The organism is Mesorhizobium sp. P3_B5 (assembly GCF_056402815.1).
The window spans coordinates 44,335-66,523 of the sequence record NZ_JBFUGR010000012.1 but is presented as its reverse complement, the minus strand read 5'-3'; the positions used below and the strand labels follow the sequence as shown (position 1 = coordinate 66,523).

The window sequence follows — 22,189 nt, the reverse complement described above, 5'->3', positions numbered from 1 at the left end:
CTTACAGTCTCGGCACGGAGAGCGCGCCGTCGACATTGATGATCGAGCCTGTGGAAAAACCGAGCTTGCCGCCAGCGAGCGTCGCCACCACGGCGCCAATGTCTGATGCTTCGCCCCAGCGTTTTGCCGGCACCAGCCCGCTGTCGATGAGCGCATCGTATTTGGCGGTGACGCCCGCCGTCATGTCGGTGCGGATGATGCCCGGCCTCAGCTCGAACACACCGATGTTTTCAGGGGCGAGCCGCAGCGCGAGGTTTTTCACCCACATGGAAAGCCCGGCTTTGGAGATGCAGTAGTCGGACCGTTCGGGCGACGCCATTTCGGCGCTGACCGAGGTGATGGTGATGATCGATTTCGGATGATCGCCCGGTCTGGCCAGCATCGCCCTGGCGACGGCCTGGCTGAGGAACACGGTGCCACGCAGATTGATGCCGAGGGCGCGGTCGAAATTCTCCGGCTTCAGTTCCAGCAGGTCGCCGCGCACAACGGCGCCGATGCCGGCATTGTTGACGAGGCAGTCGATGCGGCCGAAGGCGCTGAACGCGGCATCGACCAACGCGGTATGGCCGTCGAGATCGGCGATGTCGCAACGATGGTATGCGAATTTCGCGCCGCGCTTGGTGATATTGGCGGCGAGCCCGTGATCAGCGTTCTCGGCAAGGTCGGCCACAAGAATATCGAAGCCAGCATCGGCCAGCGCCTCGGCGCAGGCAAGGCCGATGCCGCGTGCACCGCCCGTGACGATGGCTACGGGGCGAGTCATGCCGCGAGTTCCGTTCTGCGGATGTGGTCGGCGACGCGCAGCGCTTGCGCGGCGATCGACAGCGCTGGATTGACCGCGGCCGAGTTGGGCAGGAAGCCGCCATCGACGACGAACAGATTCTGATGGTCGAACGAGCGGCAGAACGGGTCGAGAGGCGATGTAGCCGGATCGTCACCCATCTTAACCGTGCCGCACTGGTGCGAGGGCGTCCGCTTGTCGAAGGGGCGTGACAGCACGATCGGATAACCACGGGCGCGAAAATTTTCGCGCATCACCTTGGTCAGGCCGTCCAGTGACTGCATGTTGGAGCGCCGCCACTGCATGACGATATCCTTGCCGTCGACCATTATGCGGCTTTCGGGATCGGGCAGATCCTCGCACATCAGGTACCAGTCGACGGCGTGACCGGCCATGTAATCCAGCGCGAATTTTGGCGCCAGCTTGACGTTGGCCTTCAGCATGTTGCCGTCGATCTTGCCGAGCAGCTGGACGTTGCCGAGCGGTTTGCCGCCCTTGCCGTCGGACAAGTAATAATCGTTCAGCATCAGCGTCTTCTGGTAGACGGAATCGTTGCGGCGACGCGGATCGATCGCCAGCATGGCGCTCGAATTGTGGTTCATGAAATTGCGGCCGACCTGGTCGGAGCGGTTGGCGAGGCCTTTGCCATCGGCTGAGGGCGAGCGCAGCAGGATGACGGCGGAATTGACCGCACCGGCGGAGAGGATGACCAGTTTTGGCGAGACTTTCTTCGCTTCGCCGTTCTGTCGGTAATGGATGGCGGCGATGCTTTTGCCGTCGGGCGCCGCTTCGAGGTACTCGACATAGCAGCCGGTTTCGAGCCGGATGTTGGTGTCCTTGAGGGCCGCCGTCAGCGGTCCAGTTTGCGCGTCGATCTTGCCCTGGCCGGTGTTCGGAAACGCGTCCCAGCCGGTCTTGCCCTCCTTCAGCCAAGTGTCGATGTCGACGCCGAGCGGCAGCGAGGCCGGATGCAATCCGAGGCCTTTGAGTTCAGCGCGGGCGCGGGCGATCGGTGCCTCGTCGGGCACCGGCTTGAAGGCATAGGGGATCGAGTGGAAGGGTTCGGTCGGGTCTTCGCCCAGCGTGCCGCGCACGCGAAACAGCTGCTCGGCTTTCGAGTACCAGGGCTCGAATTCGTCATAGGAAAACGGCCAGGCCGGCGACACCCCGCCAAAGTGCTCCATGGCAGCGAAATCTTCCTTGCGATAGCGGATCAGCACGGCGCCATAGAATTTCGAATTGCCGCCGACATAGTAGTAGTTGCCGGGGTTGAAGGCGGCACCGCCGGCCTCGCGCCACATCTCCTTCGGCCGGTAGTGGCCGTCGACGAAGATCGAGCGCGTGTCGCGCGCATGCAGCGTTGCCGGCAGCTTCTCGCCGCGCTCCAGCATCAGGATCGAGGCGCCGCTGCCGGCAAGGCCGGACGCGATCGTGGCGCCGCCAATGCCGGAGCCGATGATGACGATGTCGGGATTTGCCATCGTCGTCAGCGAATGCGGTTCTCGGTCGCCGGATCGAAGAACACTGCCTTGGTCAGGTTGAAGGCGAGCAGCGTGCTGGTGCCGGGCTGGATGTTGGCGTCGGCGCGCAGCCGCGCTACAACGGGCTTGCCGCCGAGATTGGTGACCGCGAAAGTGTCGGAGCCTGCAGGCTCGACCACTTCGATGTGCAGGTCGGCGGTGGCGATGTTGGAGGCGTTGCGTTCAGCGCCCTCTGGATCGGTCAGCGCTTCCGGGCGGACGCCGAAGATGATCGGCTTGCCCTGGAATGCCGAGAGACCCGCCGGCGCATTGGCCATTGGCAGCGAGATCGGCTCGCGCGCCTCGCGCTGCAACACGACGGACAGCGCATTGCCGCTGGCGCCGATGGTCGCCGGGATCAGGTTCATCGCCGGTGAGCCCATGAAGTCGGCGACGAACAGATTGCTGGGGTTGTTGTAGATCTCGGCCGGCGTGCCGAATTGCTGCACCTCGCCGTCGCGCATGACAGCGATCTTGGTCGCCAGCGTCATCGCCTCGATCTGGTCGTGGGTGACGTAGACGATGGTGGTGCCGGTGGTGGCGTGCAGGCGCTTGATTTCGATGCGCATGTCGACGCGCAATTTAGCGTCAAGGTTGGAGAGAGGCTCATCGAACAGGAACAGTTTTGGGTCGCGCACCAGCGCCCGGCCCATGGCGACGCGCTGGCGCTGGCCGCCGGAAAGCTGGCTTGGCTTGCGCTGCAGCAGGTGGCCGATCTGCAGCACCTTGGCCACCTTGTCGATCGCCTTCTGGCGCTCGTCCGCCGGTACGCCGCGCATCTCCATGCCGAAGGAGATGTTCCCGGCCACCGTCATGTTCGGGTAGAGCGCATAGCTCTGGAACACCATGGCGATGTCGCGCTTCGAAGGGTGCAGATCGTTGATCTGGCGGCCGTCGACACGGATTTCGCCCGACGTGATCGTCTCCAGCCCGGCAATGGTGTTGAGCAGCGTGGACTTGCCGCAGCCGGACGGGCCGACCAGCACCAGGAAGCCGCCTTTTTCCAGTTCGACGTCGATCCCTTTCAGGATCTCGACCTGGCCGAAGCGCTTCCTCAAACCATCAATTTCCAGAAAAGCCATCGGATTATCCTTTGACGGCGCCAGCCATGAGACCGCGTACGAAGTAGCGGCCGGCGAGCACATAGACGAGAAGGGTGGGCAATGCCGCGATCATCGCAGCCGCCATGTTGACGTTGTATTCGACGACGCCGGTCGAGGTGTTGACGACGTTGTTGAGCGCCACCGTCATCGGCATCGCGTCGCCGGTGCCGGCATAGGCAGAGGCGAACAGGAAGTCGTTCCAGATGTTGGTGAACTGGTAGATCACGGTGACGACGAAGATCGGCATCGAGTTTGGCAGCATGATGCGACGGAAGATCTGGAAGAAGGAGGCGCCGTCGACCTGTGCGGCCTTGATCAGCTCCGTCGGGAAGGCCTCGTAGTAATTGCGGAAGAACAAGGTGGTGAAGCCGATGCCGTAGACGACATGGACGAAGACGAGATTGACCGTCGAATTACCGAGGCCGAAACTCGTTCCGATCGAGTTTTGCAGCGTCACGCCGAAGCGGCCGACGCTGCCGAGGATCGTCGCCATCGGCAGCAGCACCGACTGGAACGGGATGAAGCAGGCAAACAGCATCAGCCCGAAGACCAGCGTGGCACCCCGGAAACGCCATTTGGTCAAGACGTAGCCGTTGAGCGCGCCGAGCATGGTCGAGATCAGCACCGCGGGAACCACCATCTTGATGGAGTTCCAGAAATAGCCCTTGATGCCGGCGCAGGTGAGGCCGACGCAGGTCTCGCCCCAGGCCTTCAACCACGGGTCGAAGGTCGGTGCCTTGGGCAGTGCCAGCATGTTGCCGTTCTGGATCTCGTCCATGGTCTTGAACGAGGTCACCAGCATGACGAACAGCGGCATCAGGTAGAACAGCGCAAACAGCGCCAGCAGCCCGTAGATGACGACGCGGTTGACAATCTTCATGTTGATGCCGCCGGAGCTTTGGCGGGCGGGAGTGGTGACGGCGCTCATCGCGGTTTCTCCCGCAGTTCCGAGTAGAGATAGGGCACGATGATGGCGACGATGGTCATCAGCATGATCACGGCGCTTGCCGAGCCGACGGCCATCTCGTTGCGCTTGAAGGTGTACTCATACATGAAGTTGGACGGCAGCCAGGCCGAGCCGCCCGGCCCGCCGCTGGTCAGCGCGACGACCAAGTCGTAGGACTTGATGGCGAGGTGGGCGAGCACGATGAAGGCCGACAGGAAAATCGGCCGCAGCATCGGAATGACGATGCGGCGATAAAGCTGGAAGGTCGTGGCGCCATCGATCTGCGCCGCCTTCATGATCTCGCCATCGATGCCGCGCAGGCCGGCCAGGAACATCGCCATGATGAAGCCCGAGGCCTGCCAGACACCGGCAATGACCACGGTGTAGATGACGAAATCCTTGTTCTTGATCCAGTCGAAATGGAAGCTTGTCCAGCCCCATTGATGCAGTGTCTGCTCAAGGCCGAGACCGGGATCGAGGAACCATTTCCAGGCAACGCCGGTGACGATGAAGGACAGCGCCATCGGGTAGAGGTAGATGGGGCGAAGCACGCCTTCGCCGCGAATCTTCTGGTCAAGCAGGATGGCCAGGAACAGGCCGAGCGCCAGGCAGATGAAGATGTAGAGAAAACCGAAAATGCCCATATTGGTGATCGACGTGTACCAGCTCGATGGCGGGTCGGTGTCGAAGGTCCAGCCCCACAGCCGCTGATAGGCGCGCGAACCGGTGATGACATAGGACGGGAAGGTCTTGGAGTTAGTGAAGGACAGATAGATCGTCCACAGGATGAAGCCGTAGACGAAGACGATGGTGATGGCGAAGCTCGGCGCCAGCACGATCTTCGGCAGCGCGTCCTGCAGGCGCGTGCGCACCGAGGGGCGCGACCGCTCCGGCGTCAGCTTGATCTGGCTTGTTGCGAGCGTGCTCATGAGCTCCTCCCGTTTCGGGTCGTCCGTGCTCTGCCGTCAGGCGGCAAGGCGTCCCGTGCATACGGGTCTTCGGTCGGCATGGTGTCGAGCCGGCCAATCCTGAGGTGGAACCTTCCCCGCCGGAGCGGGGAAGGTGTTTTCAGGCATAGCGCTTACTTGGCGTCGTCGATCGCCTTGACCAGCTCGGTCACGGCTTCGTCCGAGGTCTTGATCTGACCATGGACGAACTTCGAGACAACGTCCTTGTAGGCATTGGCGACCGCCGGGGGCGCGCCATAGCCCTGGGCGAGCGAGCCGAACAGCGTGCCGCCCTCGTTGGCAGCCTTCAGGTCGGCGATACCCTTCTTGCCGCAGGCGTCGAAGTCGGTGTCCGGAACGTCGGTACGGGCCGGAACCGAACCCTTGACGACGTTGAAGGCCGACTGGAAGCTCTTCGACAGGGTGGCGGTGGCCAACGCGATCTGGGCGGCCTTGCGGTCGTCCGGAACGTTGAACATGCCGAACATGTCGGAGTTATAAACCACCGAGCCGTCGGTGCCCGGGAAGCGATAGCACAGGAAGTCCGTGCCCGGTGTTTTCTTGGCGGCGTTGAACTCGCCCTTGGCCCAGTCACCCATCACCTGTACCAGGGCATCGCCCTTGATGACCATGGCGGTGGCAAGGTTCCAGTCGCGGCCCGAGAAGTTCGGGTCGACATAGGTGACGAGCTTGGCGAGGTTGTCGAACGACTTCTTCATCGTGTCGGACTTGAGCGACTCGTCGTCGAGGTCGTTGAAGGCCTTCTTGTAGAAGTCAGGTCCACCGGTCGACAGCACGACCGAGTCGAACATGGTGGCTTCCTGCCAGTTCTGACCACCGAGAGCGAGCGGGATGACGCCTGCCGCCTTGGCCTTGTCGAGCAGGGCAATGAAGTCGTCGAAGGTCTTCGGCTCGGTGCCGCCGATCTTGTCCATCACGGCCTTGTTGATCCACACCCAGTTGACCGAGTGGACGTTGACCGGAGCCGCGACCCACTTGCCGTCATAGACCGAGAACTTCTGCAGGGCCGCCGGAACCGACTTGTCCCAGCCTTCCTTCTTCGCCGTCTCGGTCAGGTCGCCCATGACGCCGGCAGCGGCATAGTCGAGCACGGTATAGCCGAGCATCTGCGACGCTGTCGGATAATTGCCGGCCGCGACCATCGCCTTCAGAGCGGTCATGGCAGCGTCGCCGCCACCGCCGGCCACCGGCACGTCCTTCCAGGCGAAGCCCTCCTTGGCCAGGTCGCCCTTGAGGACGTTGAGAGCAGCTGCTTCGCCGCCCGACGTCCACCAATGCAGCATCTGCACTTCCTTGACGTCCTCGGCATGGGCCGTGAAAGCCAGGCCCGATGCGAGAGCCGTTCCGATAAGCAGTTTGCGCAACATGTACTTCCTCCCTTGTTGCATGCACATAACCGGCGGATGTCCGCCGGGGTCTCCCAACTCAGCCGACCCACCATCCGGTGCGCTGGCCGCGATGAAACTGGATTGTCTTTTCCTCGGTATAGTCCTCGACGGCACGCTTGCCGAGTTCGCGCCCGAGGCCGGATTGCTTGTAGCCTCCGAAAGGCAACTCGGGATAACCTTCCATGAACGTATTCACCCAGACGGTCCCCGAACGCACTCCACGCGCCACCGACATACAAGTGTCGATGCTGGCGCTCCACACACCCGCCGACAAACCATAGGGCGTGTTGTTGGCGATGTGCAACGCCTTTTCAATCGATCCAAAAGTCAGCACCGAGAGCACCGGCCCGAACACCTCTTCGCGCGCGATGGCCATGTCCTCGGTGACGCCACGGATGATGGTCGGATCGAGATACTGGCCGGCATTCGAGGCCAGCTGCTTGCCGCCGCTATAGACATCGCTGCCATCGATTGCCGCCGCCGCGACATAGCCGGCTACCTTTGTCAGATGGTCGGCCGAAATCATCGCGCCGACCTTGGTGCGGTCGTCGAGCGGATCGCCGACAATCACCTTGGCGGTGAGCGCCTTCACCGTGCTCAGGAAATCGTCGGCGATCGCCTCATGCACGATCAGCCGGCTGCCGGCATTGCAGCATTCGCCGGCGTTGAAAAAGCCGCCGAACACCGCCGCGTCGGCGGCCGCTTCAAGGTCGGCGTCCGGGAAGACGATCTGGCCGTTCTTGCCGCCGAGTTCCATCGACACTTTCTTCAGTGACTGCGCCGCGGACGCCATGGTCATCTTGCCGACGCGGGTGGAACCGGTGAACGACACCATCTCGACCAAGGGATGGCTGACCATCGGTGCCCCGACATCGGCGCCGAGACCGGCAAGGATGTTGACGACGCCCTTCGGCATGCCAGCCTGCAGCAGGATATCGCCAAGAACGAAGGTTGAGGCCGAGGTCATTTCGCTCGGCTTGACCACTGCCGTGCAGCCTGCGGCCAACGCGAAAGGCAGTTTCTGGCTGACGATGAGGAACGGGAAATTCCATGGCGTGATGATCGACACGACGCCGATCGGTTCGCGCAGCACGACGCCCAGCATGGCGTCGCCGAGATTGGCGTAGGTCTCGCCGTGCAGCGTACGGGCAAGCGCTGCCGCATAGCGCCAGATGTCGACGGCGCCGCCGATCTCGCCGCGCGCCTGGGCGATCGGCTTGCCGGATTCCAGCGCATCCAGCCGGGCGATCTCCTCCAGCCGCGCCTCGATCAGGTCGGCTGCCCTGAGCAGGATCGCGGCGCGCTCGGCCGCCTTCATGCGCGGCCACGGGCCGGTCTCGAAGGCTTTGTGCGCGGCGAGCACAGCCTGCTCGACTTCCGCCTCGCCGGCCTGCGCATAATGCGAGACGGTGAAGCCATGGCCGGGGCTCTTGCGCTCCAGCGTGCGGCCGTCGCGGGCGTCGACATGCTTGCCGTCGATCAGCAGCCGGTAGGTTTTCGGCGCAGCTGACGCCTCGGCGGGCATGGCGATCTTGAGGAGTGCGTTCATCAGGTTTTGTTCTTCTCTAGGATCTTGAAAATACGGGCTTCTGCTTGGCCTTGAAAGCCTCGACGCCGGCCTTGAGATCGCCGGTCAGGGCGATGAAGCCGCTGGCCAATGCCTCGACTGCGGCAGCGCTTTCTTCGCCTTCGGCCACAGCGATCATCAGCTTGGCGGCCTCCGTCGCCAGCGGGCCACGTTCGGCGATTTTTCCGGCCCAGGCCTTGGCGTCCGCTTGGCTTTTGCCGGTTTCAACCACCCGGTCGACGATGCCCAGCGCCAGCGCTTCAGCCGCCAGAAAAACCTCGCCGCCGAGCGCCATGCGGCGCACCGTCTGGGCGCCGAAGCGGCGCACGGCGCGTTGCGTGCCGGACCAGCCGGGGACGACGCCGATCGACGTCTCGGGGAAGCCCAGTTTCACCTGCGCCTCGGCGACACGGAAGTCGCAGGCCGCAGCCAGTTCCAGCCCGCCGCCCAGCGCGTGGCCGGACAGCACGGCGATGGTCGGCTGCCTGAGCCGCGCCAGACGATCGAAGACGCGATGGCCGTAGCGCACCCATTGCACCTGGAAATCGGCGGCGCTCATCTGCGCCCAGGCCTCGACATCGCCACCGGCGCAAAAGCCCTTGCCTTCGCCGCAGAGCAGCACGACGCGGATGCCATTAGCGGCTTCCGCCTCGTCGAGTGCCGTTTCCAGCGCCCGCAGCATCTGAATGTCCAGCGCGTTGAATTTCTCCGGCCGCCGCAGCGTGACGATGCCAATGGCGCCGTCGGTTTCAAAGGTGACGAGACGCTCAGACATGTGCGTCTCCGAGCGAAGCGCCGCCATTCAGCGACAGGCCGATCGGCTGGTCCCGATATAGGGCTTCCGGTGTCGTCTTGAGGTCCTTGGCGATGCCGAGCGGGATCTCGGCTTGCGCAAGCACGTCGCGCTGCAGGTCGATGCCGGGGGCAAGTTCAGTCACCACCAGACCTTGGGGCGTCAGCTTCATGACGCAGCGCTCGGTGACATAGGTGATGTCCTGCCCCTGCATGACCGCGCGCTTGCCGGAGAAGGAGATGTGCTCGACCTCTGCGACCACCTTCTTGACCTTGCCTTCCGCGTCGATGCGGATGCCGCCATCGGCCAGCGACAGCTTGGCGCCGGCGTTGAAGAAACCCGAGAAAACAATCTTCTTCGCCCGCGCGGTGATGTCGACGAAACCGCCGGCGCCGGCGGTGACATGCGGCCTTGCCGAAAGCTTCGAAACGTTGACCGAGCCGTGGCGGTCGATCTGCAGGAAGGACAGCAGCGAGGCGTCGAAACCGCCGGCCTGGAAATAGATGAACTGGTGTGGCGACGGCATGAAGGCGTCGGCATTGGACGAGCAGCCGAATTTGAAGTCGAGCAGCGGCACGCCGCCGACGGCGCCCTGTTCGATCACCCAGGTGACCTTGCCGTGTTGGCCTTCCTCAAGAAGGATGCGCGGCACATTGGCGGAGATGCCGAAGCCGATGTTAACGGCCATGCCGTCGCGCAATTCCAGGGCGACGCGGCGCGCAATCACCTTCTGGACGTTCATTTCCGCGTTGCGGAAGCTCGACAGCGGCCGGAAGATTTCGCCTGATATGGCCGGGTCGTAGGGCGTCAGCGTCGTCTGCAACTGGTCGGGGGCGACGACGATATGGTCGACCAAGACACCGGGCACGCGCACATCATGCGGCTTCAGCGTGCCGTTCTCGACGACGCGCTTGACCTGCGCGATGACGACGCCGCCATTGTTGCGGGCTGCCAGTGCCTGTTCGAGGCCACCGAGATAGGCGCCTTCGTGCTCGTAGGTCAGGTTGCCGCGCTCGTCGGCCGTGGTGGCGCGGATGATCGAGACATGCGGCACGATCGAGCGGAAATAGAGCCATTCATCGCCATCGAACAGCTGCACTGAAACGATCGGTTCGCTGGCGGCCGCGTTCATGGCGCAGCCCTGATGGCGTGGGTCGGCAAAAGTGTCGAGGCCAACCTTGGTCAGCACGCCCGGCCGCTTGGCCGCGGCCTCACGGTGCATGTCGAACAGAATGCCGGACGGGACATTGTAGGCGGCGACCGAATTGTCGCCGATCATCTTCCATATCTGCGGCGGTTCGGACGAGGAGGGGCCGGACGGGTAGGAGCCGCACAGTGTGCGCTTCAACAGGCCGGGCTTGGCCAGATGGTCGATGCCTTTGATGCCGTACATGTCGCCGGCGGCGATCGGGTGCAGTGTGGTGATGTTCTTCGGATGGCCTTCCGCGTCGAAGCGCTCGCCGATGGCGGCCAGCACGGCGTCCGGGCAGCCAAGGCCGCTCGACGACGACACGGAAACGACCATGCCGTCCTTGATCAGGCCTGCTGCCTGCGCTGCTGAGACGAGCTTGCTCAAGCGGCACTCCCGAGTTTCGGATCGATCGCGACCGCCTTGCCGGATTTGGCTGATTGCAACGCCGCTTCGGCTGATGTCAGCGACCAGACGCCGTCCTCACCGGTGGCGGATGGCTGGCCTTCGCCACGGATCGCGGCATGGAACTGGCGCAGGGAACGGGCATAAAGATCTTCGCGATCGAAGCTCAATTCTTCCTCGCCCTTTGCGGTGCGCAGCAGCACGGTGCCGATGGGCTTCTGGGTCATCACATTGCTGGCGATCAGGGAGCCTTCGGAACCGTGCACCTCAAAGCCGGTGCCGGCGAATTTCGTGGTGAAGCCTTCATGCGACTGGGCGATGACCCCGGACTTGAAACGCCAGATGCACATGGCGCCATCTTCTAGCCCGCCGCCGGCCATGCCGGCGGTCTGCGTGAAGGCCGAAATCTCGACAGGGTCGTCGCCGAGCACGAAGCGCAGCGTGTCGGCGTCGTGCACGGTGATGTCGAGCACCACGCCGCCACCGGCCTCCGGCCTGGTGATGCGCCAGCCCTGCAGATTCTCCGGCAGGTAGACGGAATGGAAGACGCGTGCGGCGATCGGCTTGCCGATGCGGCCGGCAGCGATGGCGTCGCGCATGGCCCGATGCGAGCCGGCATTGCGCAGATGATGATTGGTGCCGAGCACGATTCCGGCGGCTTTGGCGGCCGCGAGCATCTTGCGCGCATCGGCGCTGGTCAGCGCCAGCGGCTTCTCGCACAGCACATGTTTTCCCGCCTTGATGGCAGCCAGCGCCTGTTCGAGATGCAGTTCATTGGTGGTCGAGATGTAGACGGCGTCGATGTCCGACTTCAGCAGGCTGTCGAGCGTCGAGACGCCGAGCGGAATGCCGTTCTCGCTGGCATAGGCGGCTGCGCGCTCCGGGCTGGAACTCATCACCGCCGCGATCTCGCCATCGGCCTGCGCGCGGATGGCGCCGATCATGAATTGCTTTGCGATCGTGCTGGCGCCGATCAGTCCCCATCTGACGCTCATGCCGCGTCTCCCAATCCCGCACGAAGATTTCCTGTGCGGTCCGGGCCGCAACTGTCCCTGACCACGAGATTGACGGCGCCGATATGGTCTTCGGCGCGTGTGGTGCGCGACTGGATCATCTTCAACATGACGTGGGCGGCGCGCTCGCCGAGGCCCGCGGAGTCCACCGCGACGCTGGTCAGTGCCGGCATGTAATGCTCGGCCTCGGCCACATCGTCAAAGCCGACGACGGCAAAATCCGCACCGGGCTCCAGCCCGCGCTTGCGCAGCGCCAGCATGGCGCCGAAGGCAACGGCGTCGTTGAAGCACAGCGCAGCAGTCGGCGGCTCGGCCATTGCGAGGGCCGTCTCGAGGCAAGCAATGCCGCCCCTGCGGTTGGTCTCGCCTTCGACGACCAGCGTGTCTGCAGCGGCGATGCCAAGCGTCGCGCAGGCCTCGCGAAATCCGCCCCGCCGCTCGTGATAGACAACCAGGTCTGACGAACCGCCGAAGAAGGCCAGCCGGCGATGCCCCTTGCCGATCAGATGGGCGGTGGCGAGATAGGCACCGCGATGATTGTCCGGCGCGATCACCGGGATGCGGCTTTCAGGCAAGCGGCGCATGGCGAAGACCACCGGAAGGCCCGCCGCCTCGATGCGCCGGAAGGCGCCCGGCGTGGTGCCACGCGCCGGTGACACGATCAGCCCGGCGACACCTTGCTCCATCAGCGACTTCAGCACTTCTTCCTGGCGCACGGGATTTTCAGCCGTGTTGGCGATGAACGGCACGATGCCGGCCGACTGGAAGACGCGCTCCATGCCGACCGCCAGTTCGGCGAAAAAGGGGTTGGTGAGATCGTTGATGACCATGCCGATAACATTGGAATGAGACTTGCGCAGATTGGCGGCGCCGCGGTTGTAGACATAGCCGACATCCTCGATCGCCTTGCGGACCTTGCTGGCCGTTTCAGGCCGAATCAGCCCGCTGCCCTGCAACACGAGCGACACCGTCGACTTGGACACGCCAGCCTCGCGAGCGATGTCGAGTATCGTCGACTTGGCCCGGCTGGCCATCCAGATGCATCCTCCCGGCTTTTGATCGAATTTATTGGAACGTTCTAATACGGGTCATGGATTTGAGTCAATCGGGAATTTTCCAAATCTGAAAATTTGATCGGATAAGGTCTGAACATGGCCGACATCAAGGGTTTTCGTGGTGCGTTGCAGCATTTGCGACGCATCGAACATGAATCACAAAGGTTCTTGATTTATTGGAACGTTCCATTTATAGGGCGCAGCCAAGGGAGAGATCGATGGACATTTCCTTGCCAGGAGAGGGCGGCCGCAGCAGCCGCTATCGCCTTGTCGGCCAGCCGGTGCAGCCGGTGCAGCCGGCGGTCGGCGCGCGGTTCTCGCGCATCGCCTATGCCGCCGCTCATGTTGTTGCCGATCCGTTCGCCATGGCCGATCCGTGGTCCAAGCCGGCGGTCGACTGGGAGCGCACGATGGCGTTTCGCCATCATCTGTGGCGGCTCGGCTTCCGCATCGCCGAGGCGATGGACACCTCGCAGCGCGGCATGGGTTTCGACTGGTCGAATGCACAGGAGTTGATCCGCCGCTCGATCGCCGAGGCGCGAACCGTCGAGGGCGCCGATCTCGCCTCGGGCGCCGGCACCGACCATCTGGTGCCGGGCACAGCCAGGACAATCGACGACGTCATAGCAGCCTATGAAGAACAGTTCGGTTTCATCGAAGGCCTGGGCGGCAAGGCGATCATGATGGCCAGCCGCGCGCTCGCGGCCGTTGCCAGGAGCCCGGACGACTATGTGCGTGTGTACGATCGAATCTTGAGCCAGGCCTCCGGCAAGGTCATCCTGCACTGGCTGGGCGACATGTTCGACCCGGCACTGAAAGGCTATTGGGGCAGCCATGATTTCGACGCCGCGCTCGATACGGTCGTCGCCATCATCGAACGCCATGCCGACAAGGTGGAGGGGATAAAAATCTCGCTTCTCGATGCCGGCAAGGAGATCGCGCTGCGCAATCGGCTGCCTGACGGCGTCATCATGTTCACCGGCGACGACTTCAACTACCCCGAACTGATTGCCGGCGACGGCGAAAGACACTCGCACGCACTGCTCGGCATTTTCGACGCCATTGCGCCAGTCGCCAATGCGGCCTTGGCGAAGCTGGCTGCCGGCGACCACGCCGGCTACGACGCGCTGATGGCGCCGACCGTGCCGCTGGCGCGGAAAATCTTCGAGGCACCGACCGAATACTACAAGGCCGGTATCGTCTTCATGGCGTGGCTGAATGGCCATCAGCAGCATTTTGCGATGGTCGGCGGCATGCAGTCGGCGCGCGGCATATGCCACTATGCCGATGTGTTCCGGCTTGCCGATCAGGCTGGGTTGCTGGCCGATCCGGAGCTTGCTGTCGCCCGGATGAGAAGCTTCTGCACCGTGGCAGGTATCTGATCGCCGCAGCCCCATAAGTCTGCGTTACGGCTGTGAAGTTTCAGCGGCGGTCGCATTGCTGTGCCCGCCTGCCTACGCCCCGGGGTAAAGACCCCGCCGACAAATTTTGGGGTTCCTTTGAACCAATCCGTTTCGGGACGCGACATAGCGCTGCGTAGAAACGCAATCCCTCAAGGAGAACGTCCCATGTTTATTGTTTCAAGAAACGTCTTTCTTGCCGCCATCGCCGTTTCGGTGCTGGCAGGCTGCAAGACAACCACCCCACCGGAATGCGACAACCTGAAGCCGAAAGTCACCTACAACGGCAAATGCTGCGGCCTTGGCGATGCGACCTGCAAGGAAGGCAGGGGTGGTCGCCCGCAGGGACATACGCCCGACCCGCGGCCGCAATGATTTGATCGCTGCCGGTCTGTCTCGGCTCAAGCCTGGACGGTCCGCATTCAAACGCCGGGTTCACAGGTGCCGACTAGACTAGCGTTGCCAACCAGAGCGGCACTGGACCTGAGCCCGAAAAGTCGAGGCCACGATCGACGTCACCAAGGTCAATCAACACATGCGGTGCAGACAAGCTGGTTGTTGGATGGTGGGCGTGACAGGGATTGAACCTGTGACCCCTGCAATGTCAATGCAGTGCTCTCCCGCTGAGCTACACGCCCATCCGAAGCCGCGCATACACCATTTTTGATCCAGCGCGTCAATAGCAGGAAAGGGGAAAGAGAGGCTCGCTTTGTCGCGGCGGCAAAGGCCCGCCAAAAACGCCTCAGGCGGCGTGCAGCATCTTCTCGACCTCATTGACGAGGTCGCGCAGATGGAACGGCTTCGACAGCACCTTGGCGTCTTTCGGCGCCTTGGAATCCGGATTCAGCGCAACGGCGGCGAAGCCGGTGATGAACATGACCTTGAGGTCGGGGTCGATCTCGGTGGCGCGGCGGGCAAGTTCGATGCCGTCCATCTCGGGCATGACAATATCGGTCAACAGCAAGGAGAAAGGCTCCTCGCGCAGCCGCTCATAGGCGCTGGCGCCATTGTCGAAATCGCTGACCTGGTAGCCGGCGCGCTCCAGTGCCTTGACGAGGAACCGGCGCATATCGTCATCGTCTTCCGCCAGAAGAATGCGTGCCATCTTATCCCGTCCGAATCACCCGCCAGACATTGCCGTTGGGCAAGCCTGTTAACCATCCTGTATATGAGGAGGTGACGGTAAAGATCAAGTGAACGAGGAGAAGCCAAATCCGCATTCTACAAAGTGTTTTGGCCGCCGAAATGCTGGACATGGGGCGAGCGAGATGGCACTTTCCCATCATGATGCACTGGTGTTTCCGGGTTCGATCAAATTGAAGACGGCAGCCGAGGATTTTTCGGTCGTTCCACCCTTCGAAATCCGTTCGGGCGCCGAGCAGCGCGTTCCCTTCCTCTTCAATTCTCCGCATAGCGGCCGCTATTACCCCGACCGCTTCCTGGCCATGGCACGGCTGGATCGAAACGCCATCCGCCGATCCGAGGATTGCTATGTCGATGAATTGTTCGGCGGCGCCGTCGCGCTTGGCGCGCCGATGCTGGCGGCAAATTTTCCGCGCGCCTATCTCGACGTCAACCGCGAGCCGTGGGAACTCGATCCGCGCATGTTCGCCGAACCAGTGCCGTCCTTCTGTAACATCCGCTCGGCGCGGGTGGCCGGCGGGCTTGGCACCGTACCCAAGCTGGTGGGGGAGGGGCTCGACATCTATTCCGGCCGCTTGCCGCTGGCAGAGGCGGTGGCGCGCATCGAAACCGTCTACAAACCCTATCACGAGACGCTGAAGCGGCTGTTGACCAGAACCCATGCGCGGTTCGGCTATGCCGTGCTGATCGACTGCCACTCGATGCCTGCCAGCATAAGGGTTGGCGACAACGGGGTGCGACCGGATTTCATCATCGGCGACCGGTTCGGCATTTCCGCCTCGCCGGCGCTGACCGAGACGGCGATCGGCCTGCTCGTCGGCATGGGCTATACCGTTGCCCACAACAAACCCTATGCCGGAGGTTTTATCACCGAACACTATGGTCGGCCGGCGCGCCATCTCCACGCGCTGCAGATCGAGGTCAATCGCGGTCTTTACATGAACGAGCGGACGTTCCAGAAAACCGCCGGCTTCGATGCGCTTGCCGACGATCTGGCGCGGTTCTCGGCCGACCTGATGGCGATGCCCGATCACCACTTTGTCGACCTGCCGCTTGCCGCCGAATAGCGCTGCGAGCCCGGTGCGGTCCGCCAGCCATGCCGGGCGTAAAAAAAGACCGCATCGTTTGCACGACACGGTCGAAGTCTAGGGAGGAAACGCCCAAGGAGGGCATGGACAGGAAAACCTGTCCGAGGTCCAGGGTATTGTGCGCTGCACAAATGTCAAGCGACCTTCAGGCTTTTTTAATTCAGAGTGATGTGGAAATTGCGTTTCGATGACGATGATGTGACATTCTGGCAACAGTTGTCGCGACGGATAAATCGATAAATGGGCTTGTTTTGTCAGGAAAGTGCCGGCAGAGCCCGCTCGGGCATGCCGCAAAGCGGGAGAATCAGTTGGACATCAGCATCGACTTCATGCGGCGCATTGCTCATGCCGCCGCCGCCGAGACGTTGCCACGCTTCCGCCAGCAAGGCGCGGTCGCCAACAAGGAGGCGGGCAGCTTCGACCCGGTCACCGAGGCTGACCGTGAAGCCGAGCGCGTCATCCGGGCGCTGATATCAGCGGAGTATCCCGACCATGGCATTCTTGGCGAAGAGCATGGCAGCGAGAACATCTCGAGCAGGCATGTCTGGGTGATCGATCCGATCGACGGCACGCGCGCTTTCATCTCCGGCCTGCCGGTGTGGGGAACTTTGGTCGGACTGACGGTCGACGGCGATGCTGTCGCCGGCATGATGTCGCAGCCCTTCACCGGCGAGCTGTTCTACGCCAACGCTTCCGGTTCCTACTATGAGGGTCCCGGTGGACCGCGAAAGCTGGCGACACGCAAAACGACGGATATTTCCCAAGCGACGCTGTTCACCACCACGCCGGCACTGTTCAAGGGCGAGGCGCGCAAGCGCTTTGACGCATTCGAGAAGCAGGTCCAGCTCGTCCGCTACGGCGCCGATTGCTATGCCTTTTCGATGATCGCGTCCGGCAGCGTCGATATCGTCGCCGATCCCGGCTTGAAGCCCTATGACATCGTGGCGCTGATCCCGATCATCGAGAAGGCCGGCGGCGTCGTCACCACTTTCGAGGGCGGACCGGCGGAAAAGGGTGGCGACATCCTGGCTGCGGCGACACCGGAGCTTCACACTGCTGCGATGGCGGCGCTGCGCGGATAGCGCGCCGCCACAGTGGCAAAATCCTCAGGCGATTAGCCAACCCTCCTGACAGGAAGGTGTCAGGAGGGTTCCGCTATGGAGGTATCGCCAGAGGGAGGACTACACATGCCGACGCCGTCAACAGCCAGCCGCTCCGACAATGCTCCGGCCGACGGCCGGGCCGATTTCGATTTTTTCTTCGGTCGCTGGGCTGTCAGTCATCGACGGTTGCGCAAGCGGCTTGCCGGCGACACCAACTGGGATGCATTTGGCGGGACGTGCGACACGCGGCCGATCCTCGGCGGCCTCGGCAATTTCGACGACAACGTCATCGACTTGCCCGGTGGCAGCTATCGCGCCGCCACGCTCCGGACCTTCGATCCGGAGACGAGGCAATGGTCGATCTGGTGGATCGACGGCCGCAACCCGTTGACCATCGATGTGCCGATGCGCGGCACCTTTGCCGACGGCGTCGGCACGTTTCTGTGCGAGGACGTCTTCGAAGGCCGTCCGATCCAGGTTCGCTTTCTCTGGTCGCGGATCACGGGAGACTCGCCCCGCTGGGAGCAGGCCTTTTCACCGGATGGCGGCAAGACATGGGAAACCAACTGGATCATGGACTTCGCCGGCCAGACATGAACGCCGGGGCGCTTCTTGCGGTCACGCGTTGTCGTCGGTTCCGGGGATGAACGCATCGAACGCGGCGAGCAGCGGCTCGCGGTAGATATCCCGTTCCTGCAGGATTTCATGGCGGGCGCCGTCGATCATCAGCAGGGAGCCGAGACGCAAATGTCTGGCGTAGGCTTCCACCGCCTTGGTCGAGACGACCTGATCGCCGCCGGCGGCGATCATCAGCAGGGGCACCTGGATCCTGGCCATGAAATCCGGGTCGCTGACGATTTCGGTCGCCTCAGCTGCGGCCTTCAGCCAACGGATGGTCGGGCCGCCAAGCGCGAGTTGCGGATAGGTCTCGTAAATCCCAGTGTTGCGTCGATATCGCTCCGGGTCCGATGTCACCTTGTTGGTGGCGAACGGTGCCGTTTCCCTTGGTCGCGGACCCCATGCCGCGTAAAGCCGGCCGAGGCCGAGAAGACACAAAACGGAGCAGACGCGGCGCACCGTTCTTATCGATACCGGCAGGTCTGGCACGGTGAAGAAGGGCGCGATCATCACCATGCGCCGCACGCGGTTCACCATCGACGGCGCGGCGAGCAGCGCAATCACCGCCCCGGTCGAATGGGCCAGGATGTAGTACGGCCCACGGCAATCGGGCAGCACGATTTCCTCGAAGAACTGCTCCAGATCGCCGGTGTAGTCATAGAAGCTGCGGACATAGCCGCGCTGGCGGTCGCGGATCAGCCGGTCGGAATCGCCCTGGCCGCGCCAGTCGAGGGTGGCAATGCCAAAGCCCCGGTCGGCGAGGTTGCGGATGGTCTCGAAATACTTCTCGATGCACTCGTTGCGGCCGGTGAGCAGGACCACGGTGCCTTTCAACGGGCGGGTCACCGCAGGAAAGAGGCCGTAGCGGATCGTCTTGCGGTCGCGGGTGGTGAAAAAGCCGCCGGCAGCGTTTTCCGGTGACGGATTGTCTGGAGTCTGGTGGAAGAGGTCCGTCATTCGGCGCTTTGTCTTTTGGTGTCTCGCCTGACCCAGCGAGGCGTCGCCATGGTGATAGACGGCCATGCGTCAAAAGCAAAGGATTTCCGGGAGATGGGCAGAGCCGGGCCCGGCAACGAGCAAGGCCGGAAGCCGCCTGCGGCATGCTTCCGGCCTCTGTCGATCCGGGAGGAAGGGACGTTACCCCCGGTTCGGCCCCGTTGCGGCGCCTTGTCGGGCGCCGCTTGTTCCTAGTCTTGAACACACTCTAGCGCCGGGTAGCTGAACGCGTGCCGAAGCCGCGGTTCATCTGCCGTTCATCGAGGGACAAAACCCATCAGCAGGCAAAATCTTGAAATGCTTTCGACCGCTCCCCAAATGTTGGATGCGGTCGCCAATGTCGGGGCCGCTGGTCCAGCCGAAACGCCGCTCAAGGGTTTCGCACCGGCCATACGCAAACCATGTTGCTCAACAGGAGAACACCTCATGCGTCACGTTGATTTTTCCCCGCTCTATCGCTCGACCGTCGGTTTCGACCGCCTCTTCACCATGCTCGATTCGCTTGCGCAGCCCGAAAGCGCACAGACCTATCCGCCCTACAATATCGAGCGCACCGGCGAGGATTCCTATCGCATCTCGATGGCGGTTGCCGGCTTCTCGGACGAGGAAATCTCGATCGAAGCCCATCGCAACGTGCTGACCGTCAAGGGTGAGCGCAAGGAAGAGGGCACCGGCGAAGGCTCCGAGCTGCTCTATCGCGGCATTGCCTCGCGGGCCTTCGAGCGCCGTTTCCAGCTTGCCGACCACGTCGAAGTCGTCGGCGCTTCGCTGAAGAACGGCCTGCTCTTCGTCGACCTCAAGCGCAACATTCCCGAAGAGCTGAAGCCGCGCAAGATCGCGATCACGGCGTCTTCGGCGAAGGCCAAGCAGATCGAGGCCAAGACCGCTGCGTAACGCAGCCCAATGCATGTCGCCCAAAAGTGCGTAGCGGTTTTAGGACAACGACATGCATAAAAACTAGAGACAAAGCGTCTCCTCCCAAGACGAAAGCGGCGCCGAAAGGCGCCGCTTTTTTGTTGTACCGAATCTCTGCCATCCAGAACCATGAGTTCTGGCTCTTTTGCAGTGCGCGCCGCCTTCCCATGAAGGGCGATGTCTGATTTTTCGTCCGATTTCTCCTTGGCGCTGACGGCCACCATTGCCGTCACCTTCCTGCTTGCCGGCCTCGTCAAGGGCGTCACCGGCATGGGACTGCCGACGCTGGCGATGGGGCTGCTCGGCACGATCATGCCGCCGGTCGCGGCGGCCTCGCTGCTGATCGTGCCGTCCTTCGTCACCAATGTCTGGCAGCTGTTCGCCGGCCCGAGCTTCGCGTCGATCCTGCGTCGGCTGTGGCTGATGATGATCGGCATCGTCATCGGCACGATGGCTGGTTCAAGGCTGCTGGCCAGCGACAACGTCAAATGGACGACCGCGGGCCTTGGCGCGGCGCTGATCGTCTATGCCGCCTATACGCTGCTGGCGCGGCAATTGACGGTTCCGGCATCGGCCGAGCGCTTGATGTCGCCTGTCGTCGGTTTCATCACCGGGATTGTTACGGGTGGCACAGGCGTGTTCGTGGTTCCTGCCGTTCCCTACGTCCAGGCGCTGGGATTGAGCCGGGACGATTTGATCCAGGCGCTCGGACTTTCCTTCACCGTGTCGACCATCGCGCTTGCGGTTGGCCTTGCCTCGCATGGCGCGTTCCAGGTCGAGCATATCGCCATGTCGTCGCTGGCCGTCGCGCCGGCCTTGCTCGGCATGTGGCTGGGTCAGGTCCTCAGGCAAAAGATCAGCCCGGAGACCTTCCGGCGCTGGTTTCTAATCTTCCTGATCCTGCTTGGCCTTGAGCTGCTGCTCAGGCCTGTCCTCGCCTAGATCCCCCCGGAGATTATGCGCCTATTAGCGCCTCGAACTGCGCGACGTCCTCGCTGGTCGTGGCGAAGCTGGTGACAAAGCGATAGAGCGCTTCGTCCTCGCCGACATGGCCGTCGAAACCGTGGGGCTTGTGCCAATCGTAGAAAGCGGCACCCGCCGCCTGAACTCTCTCGGCCTCGGCCTTTTTCATCACCGCGAAGACCTCGTTGGCCTGCGGCAGCCAGGCCAGCCGCGCCGAGGGCGAATCCTCGAGTGCGGCGGCGAGGCGCGCCGCCATCGCATTGGCGTGGCGGGCGGTGTCGAGCCAGAGACCGCCGCGGAAATAGGCGTCGAACTGCGCAGCGATGAAGCGCGACTTCGAGAACAATTGTGCCGCCCGCTTGCGCAGGAAGGCCAATTCCTTGGCGCGGTCGAGATCGAACAGCACGATCGCCTCGGCGCACCAGCAGCCATTCTTGGTGCCACCGAAAGAGAGGATGTCGACACCGCGTTTCCAGGTCATTTCGGCCGGCGTGGTGTCGAGCCCGACCAGCGCATTGGCAAAGCGGGCGCCATCCATATGCAGCGGCAGCTTGTGGTGTTTGGCAATCGCCGAAATCCGCGCGATTTCATCAAGGGAATAGAGGGTGCCGACCTCGGTCGACTGGGTGATAGACACCGCCATCGGCCGTCCCCAATGGACGATTTCCGGGGCGAAGCGGCCAACGGCCTTTTCCAGATTGCGGGGGTCGATCTTGCCCAGCGCGCCGTCGACGGCACAGGAACGCGAGCCACCGGAAAAGTGTTCCGGCGCGCCGCATTCGTCTTCGACGATATGTGATTCGCGGTGGCAGAAGGACAGGCCACCGGGCTTGTTGTACACGGTCAGCGACAGAGCATTGGCGGCGGTGCCGGTGGCGACGAAAAACACCGCGACCTCGCGCTCGAAGATTTCGTTGAAGCGCTGGTACACAGCCTGGTCGAGCGTGCCGTCGCCATAGGCGGTGGAAAACCCGCCGGCATGGGCCGACAGGCCGGCGGCGATGCTGGGATGGGCGCCTGCCCAATTGTCGGAAGCGAAAATCATGTATCTGCCTGTGCTGGGGAAATCGAGTTGACCTTGGCTGCTTTCGCATGCCGCTCGCAAGAGCCAGGCGCTGGAAAATCGGTAAAGCCACCGCAGCCGCCCCGGATAGGGCGGCGATTGAAGGTTACGTTTTCTCCATGCTTCACGTAATTTTCTGTCGCGGAATGTCCAAGATTTTTGTGAATCGGTC

At 62.8% G+C, this 22,189-nt stretch carries 21 protein-coding genes and 1 tRNA gene; 7 read left to right on the top strand and 15 right to left on the bottom strand.

Annotation, left to right across the window (positions count from 1 at the left end; all coding sequences use genetic code 11):
• Window position 1: 1 nt before the first annotated feature.
• From AC1DVW_RS24470 to AC1DVW_RS24420, 11 genes are all read right to left on the bottom strand, one after another.
• Window positions 2-763, bottom strand: coding sequence for a 3-ketoacyl-ACP reductase (locus AC1DVW_RS24470; protein WP_477326534.1), 762 nt, complete (start codon window positions 761-763; stop codon window positions 2-4).
• Window positions 760-2,262, bottom strand: coding sequence for a GMC oxidoreductase (locus tag AC1DVW_RS24465; protein WP_477326532.1), 1,503 nt, complete (start codon window positions 2,260-2,262; stop codon window positions 760-762). Before AC1DVW_RS24465 ends, AC1DVW_RS24470 begins: the two co-directional genes overlap by 4 nt.
• A 5-nt stretch (window positions 2,263-2,267) precedes the next feature.
• Window positions 2,268-3,383, bottom strand: coding sequence for an ABC transporter ATP-binding protein (locus tag AC1DVW_RS24460; protein WP_477326530.1), 1,116 nt, complete (start codon window positions 3,381-3,383; stop codon window positions 2,268-2,270).
• 4 nt (window positions 3,384-3,387) lie between these two features.
• Window positions 3,388-4,332 carry a carbohydrate ABC transporter permease gene (locus tag AC1DVW_RS24455; protein WP_477326528.1) on the bottom strand — a complete coding sequence of 315 codons (945 nt, stop codon included), beginning with the start codon at window positions 4,330-4,332 and terminating at the stop codon, window positions 3,388-3,390.
• Complete coding sequence (locus tag AC1DVW_RS24450) at window positions 4,329-5,279, bottom strand: carbohydrate ABC transporter permease (RefSeq protein WP_477326526.1); 951 nt, start codon at window positions 5,277-5,279, stop codon at window positions 4,329-4,331. The genes AC1DVW_RS24455 and AC1DVW_RS24450 overlap by 4 nt, the downstream gene beginning before the upstream one ends.
• Before the next feature lie 152 nt (window positions 5,280-5,431).
• Window positions 5,432-6,685 carry an ABC transporter substrate-binding protein gene (locus AC1DVW_RS24445; RefSeq protein WP_477326524.1) on the bottom strand — a complete coding sequence of 418 codons (1,254 nt, stop codon included), beginning with the start codon at window positions 6,683-6,685 and terminating at the stop codon, window positions 5,432-5,434.
• Between the two features lie 58 nt (window positions 6,686-6,743).
• Window positions 6,744-8,255, bottom strand: a complete 1,512-nt coding sequence (locus tag AC1DVW_RS24440) for an aldehyde dehydrogenase family protein (RefSeq protein ID WP_477326522.1) — start codon at window positions 8,253-8,255, stop codon at window positions 6,744-6,746.
• 16 nt (window positions 8,256-8,271) lie between these two features.
• Window positions 8,272-9,048: an enoyl-CoA hydratase/isomerase family protein gene (locus AC1DVW_RS24435; protein ID WP_477326520.1), complete on the bottom strand. Its 777-nt coding sequence runs from the start codon at window positions 9,046-9,048 to the stop codon at window positions 8,272-8,274.
• Window positions 9,041-10,591 (bottom strand): acyl CoA:acetate/3-ketoacid CoA transferase, encoded by a 1,551-nt coding sequence (locus AC1DVW_RS24430; protein ID WP_477326607.1) that lies wholly within the window; start codon window positions 10,589-10,591, stop codon window positions 9,041-9,043. Before AC1DVW_RS24430 ends, AC1DVW_RS24435 begins: the two co-directional genes overlap by 8 nt.
• A gap of 47 nt (window positions 10,592-10,638) precedes the next feature.
• A complete protein-coding gene (locus AC1DVW_RS24425) occupies window positions 10,639-11,655 on the bottom strand; it encodes a Gfo/Idh/MocA family protein (protein WP_477326518.1) in 1,017 nt (338 codons plus the stop codon).
• Window positions 11,652-12,707, bottom strand: coding sequence for a LacI family DNA-binding transcriptional regulator (locus AC1DVW_RS24420; RefSeq protein ID WP_477326516.1), 1,056 nt, complete (start codon window positions 12,705-12,707; stop codon window positions 11,652-11,654). The genes AC1DVW_RS24425 and AC1DVW_RS24420 overlap by 4 nt, the downstream gene beginning before the upstream one ends.
• A gap of 239 nt (window positions 12,708-12,946) precedes the next feature.
• Here AC1DVW_RS24420 and AC1DVW_RS24415 point away from each other — a divergent pair, with 239 nt between their 5' ends.
• Entirely contained in the window at window positions 12,947-14,110 is a 1,164-nt protein-coding gene (locus AC1DVW_RS24415) for a dihydrodipicolinate synthase family protein (protein ID WP_477326514.1), read from the top strand.
• Between the two features lie 186 nt (window positions 14,111-14,296).
• Window positions 14,297-14,503, top strand: a complete 207-nt coding sequence (locus AC1DVW_RS24410) for a hypothetical protein (protein WP_477326512.1) — start codon at window positions 14,297-14,299, stop codon at window positions 14,501-14,503.
• Window positions 14,504-14,691: 188 nt separating this feature from the next.
• Here the strand turns inward: AC1DVW_RS24410 and AC1DVW_RS24405 are convergent.
• Together AC1DVW_RS24405 and cpdR are read right to left on the bottom strand one after the other, a co-directional pair.
• A tRNA-Val gene (locus AC1DVW_RS24405) sits at window positions 14,692-14,766 on the bottom strand.
• Between the two features lie 104 nt (window positions 14,767-14,870).
• Window positions 14,871-15,233 (bottom strand): cell cycle two-component system response regulator CpdR, encoded by a 363-nt coding sequence (gene cpdR / locus AC1DVW_RS24400; protein ID WP_010911372.1) that lies wholly within the window; start codon window positions 15,231-15,233, stop codon window positions 14,871-14,873.
• Window positions 15,234-15,396: 163 nt separating this feature from the next.
• Between cpdR and AC1DVW_RS24395 the strand changes: the two genes are divergently transcribed.
• The 3 genes from AC1DVW_RS24395 to AC1DVW_RS24385 all read left to right on the top strand — a co-directional run bounded on the left by AC1DVW_RS24395 (window position 15,397) and on the right by AC1DVW_RS24385 (window position 18,059).
• The gene (locus AC1DVW_RS24395; protein ID WP_477326510.1) at window positions 15,397-16,338 is read left to right on the top strand and encodes an N-formylglutamate amidohydrolase; all 942 of its coding nucleotides are present in this window, start codon (window positions 15,397-15,399) and stop codon (window positions 16,336-16,338) included.
• A gap of 329 nt (window positions 16,339-16,667) precedes the next feature.
• Window positions 16,668-17,441 carry a histidinol-phosphatase gene (gene hisN / locus AC1DVW_RS24390; RefSeq protein WP_477326508.1) on the top strand — a complete coding sequence of 258 codons (774 nt, stop codon included), beginning with the start codon at window positions 16,668-16,670 and terminating at the stop codon, window positions 17,439-17,441.
• A 105-nt stretch (window positions 17,442-17,546) separates the two neighbouring features.
• Window positions 17,547-18,059 (top strand): DUF1579 domain-containing protein, encoded by a 513-nt coding sequence (locus AC1DVW_RS24385; RefSeq protein ID WP_477326506.1) that lies wholly within the window; start codon window positions 17,547-17,549, stop codon window positions 18,057-18,059.
• Window positions 18,060-18,080: 21 nt separating this feature from the next.
• Here AC1DVW_RS24385 and AC1DVW_RS24380 read toward each other — a convergent pair whose 3' ends face one another.
• Window positions 18,081-19,037 (bottom strand): alpha/beta fold hydrolase, encoded by a 957-nt coding sequence (locus AC1DVW_RS24380; RefSeq protein ID WP_477326504.1) that lies wholly within the window; start codon window positions 19,035-19,037, stop codon window positions 18,081-18,083.
• 465 nt (window positions 19,038-19,502) lie between these two features.
• Between AC1DVW_RS24380 and AC1DVW_RS24375 the strand changes: the two genes are divergently transcribed.
• Both AC1DVW_RS24375 and AC1DVW_RS24370 read left to right on the top strand, forming a co-directional pair.
• Window positions 19,503-19,970 carry an Hsp20 family protein gene (locus AC1DVW_RS24375; protein ID WP_477248458.1) on the top strand — a complete coding sequence of 156 codons (468 nt, stop codon included), beginning with the start codon at window positions 19,503-19,505 and terminating at the stop codon, window positions 19,968-19,970.
• Window positions 19,971-20,168: 198 nt separating this feature from the next.
• Entirely contained in the window at window positions 20,169-20,933 is a 765-nt protein-coding gene (locus tag AC1DVW_RS24370) for a sulfite exporter TauE/SafE family protein (RefSeq protein WP_477326502.1), read from the top strand.
• A 13-nt stretch (window positions 20,934-20,946) separates the two neighbouring features.
• Here the strand turns inward: AC1DVW_RS24370 and AC1DVW_RS24365 are convergent, their stop codons facing one another.
• Window positions 20,947-21,999 (bottom strand): threonine aldolase family protein, encoded by a 1,053-nt coding sequence (locus tag AC1DVW_RS24365; RefSeq protein ID WP_477326500.1) that lies wholly within the window; start codon window positions 21,997-21,999, stop codon window positions 20,947-20,949.
• Window positions 22,000-22,189: the final 190 nt, after the last annotated feature.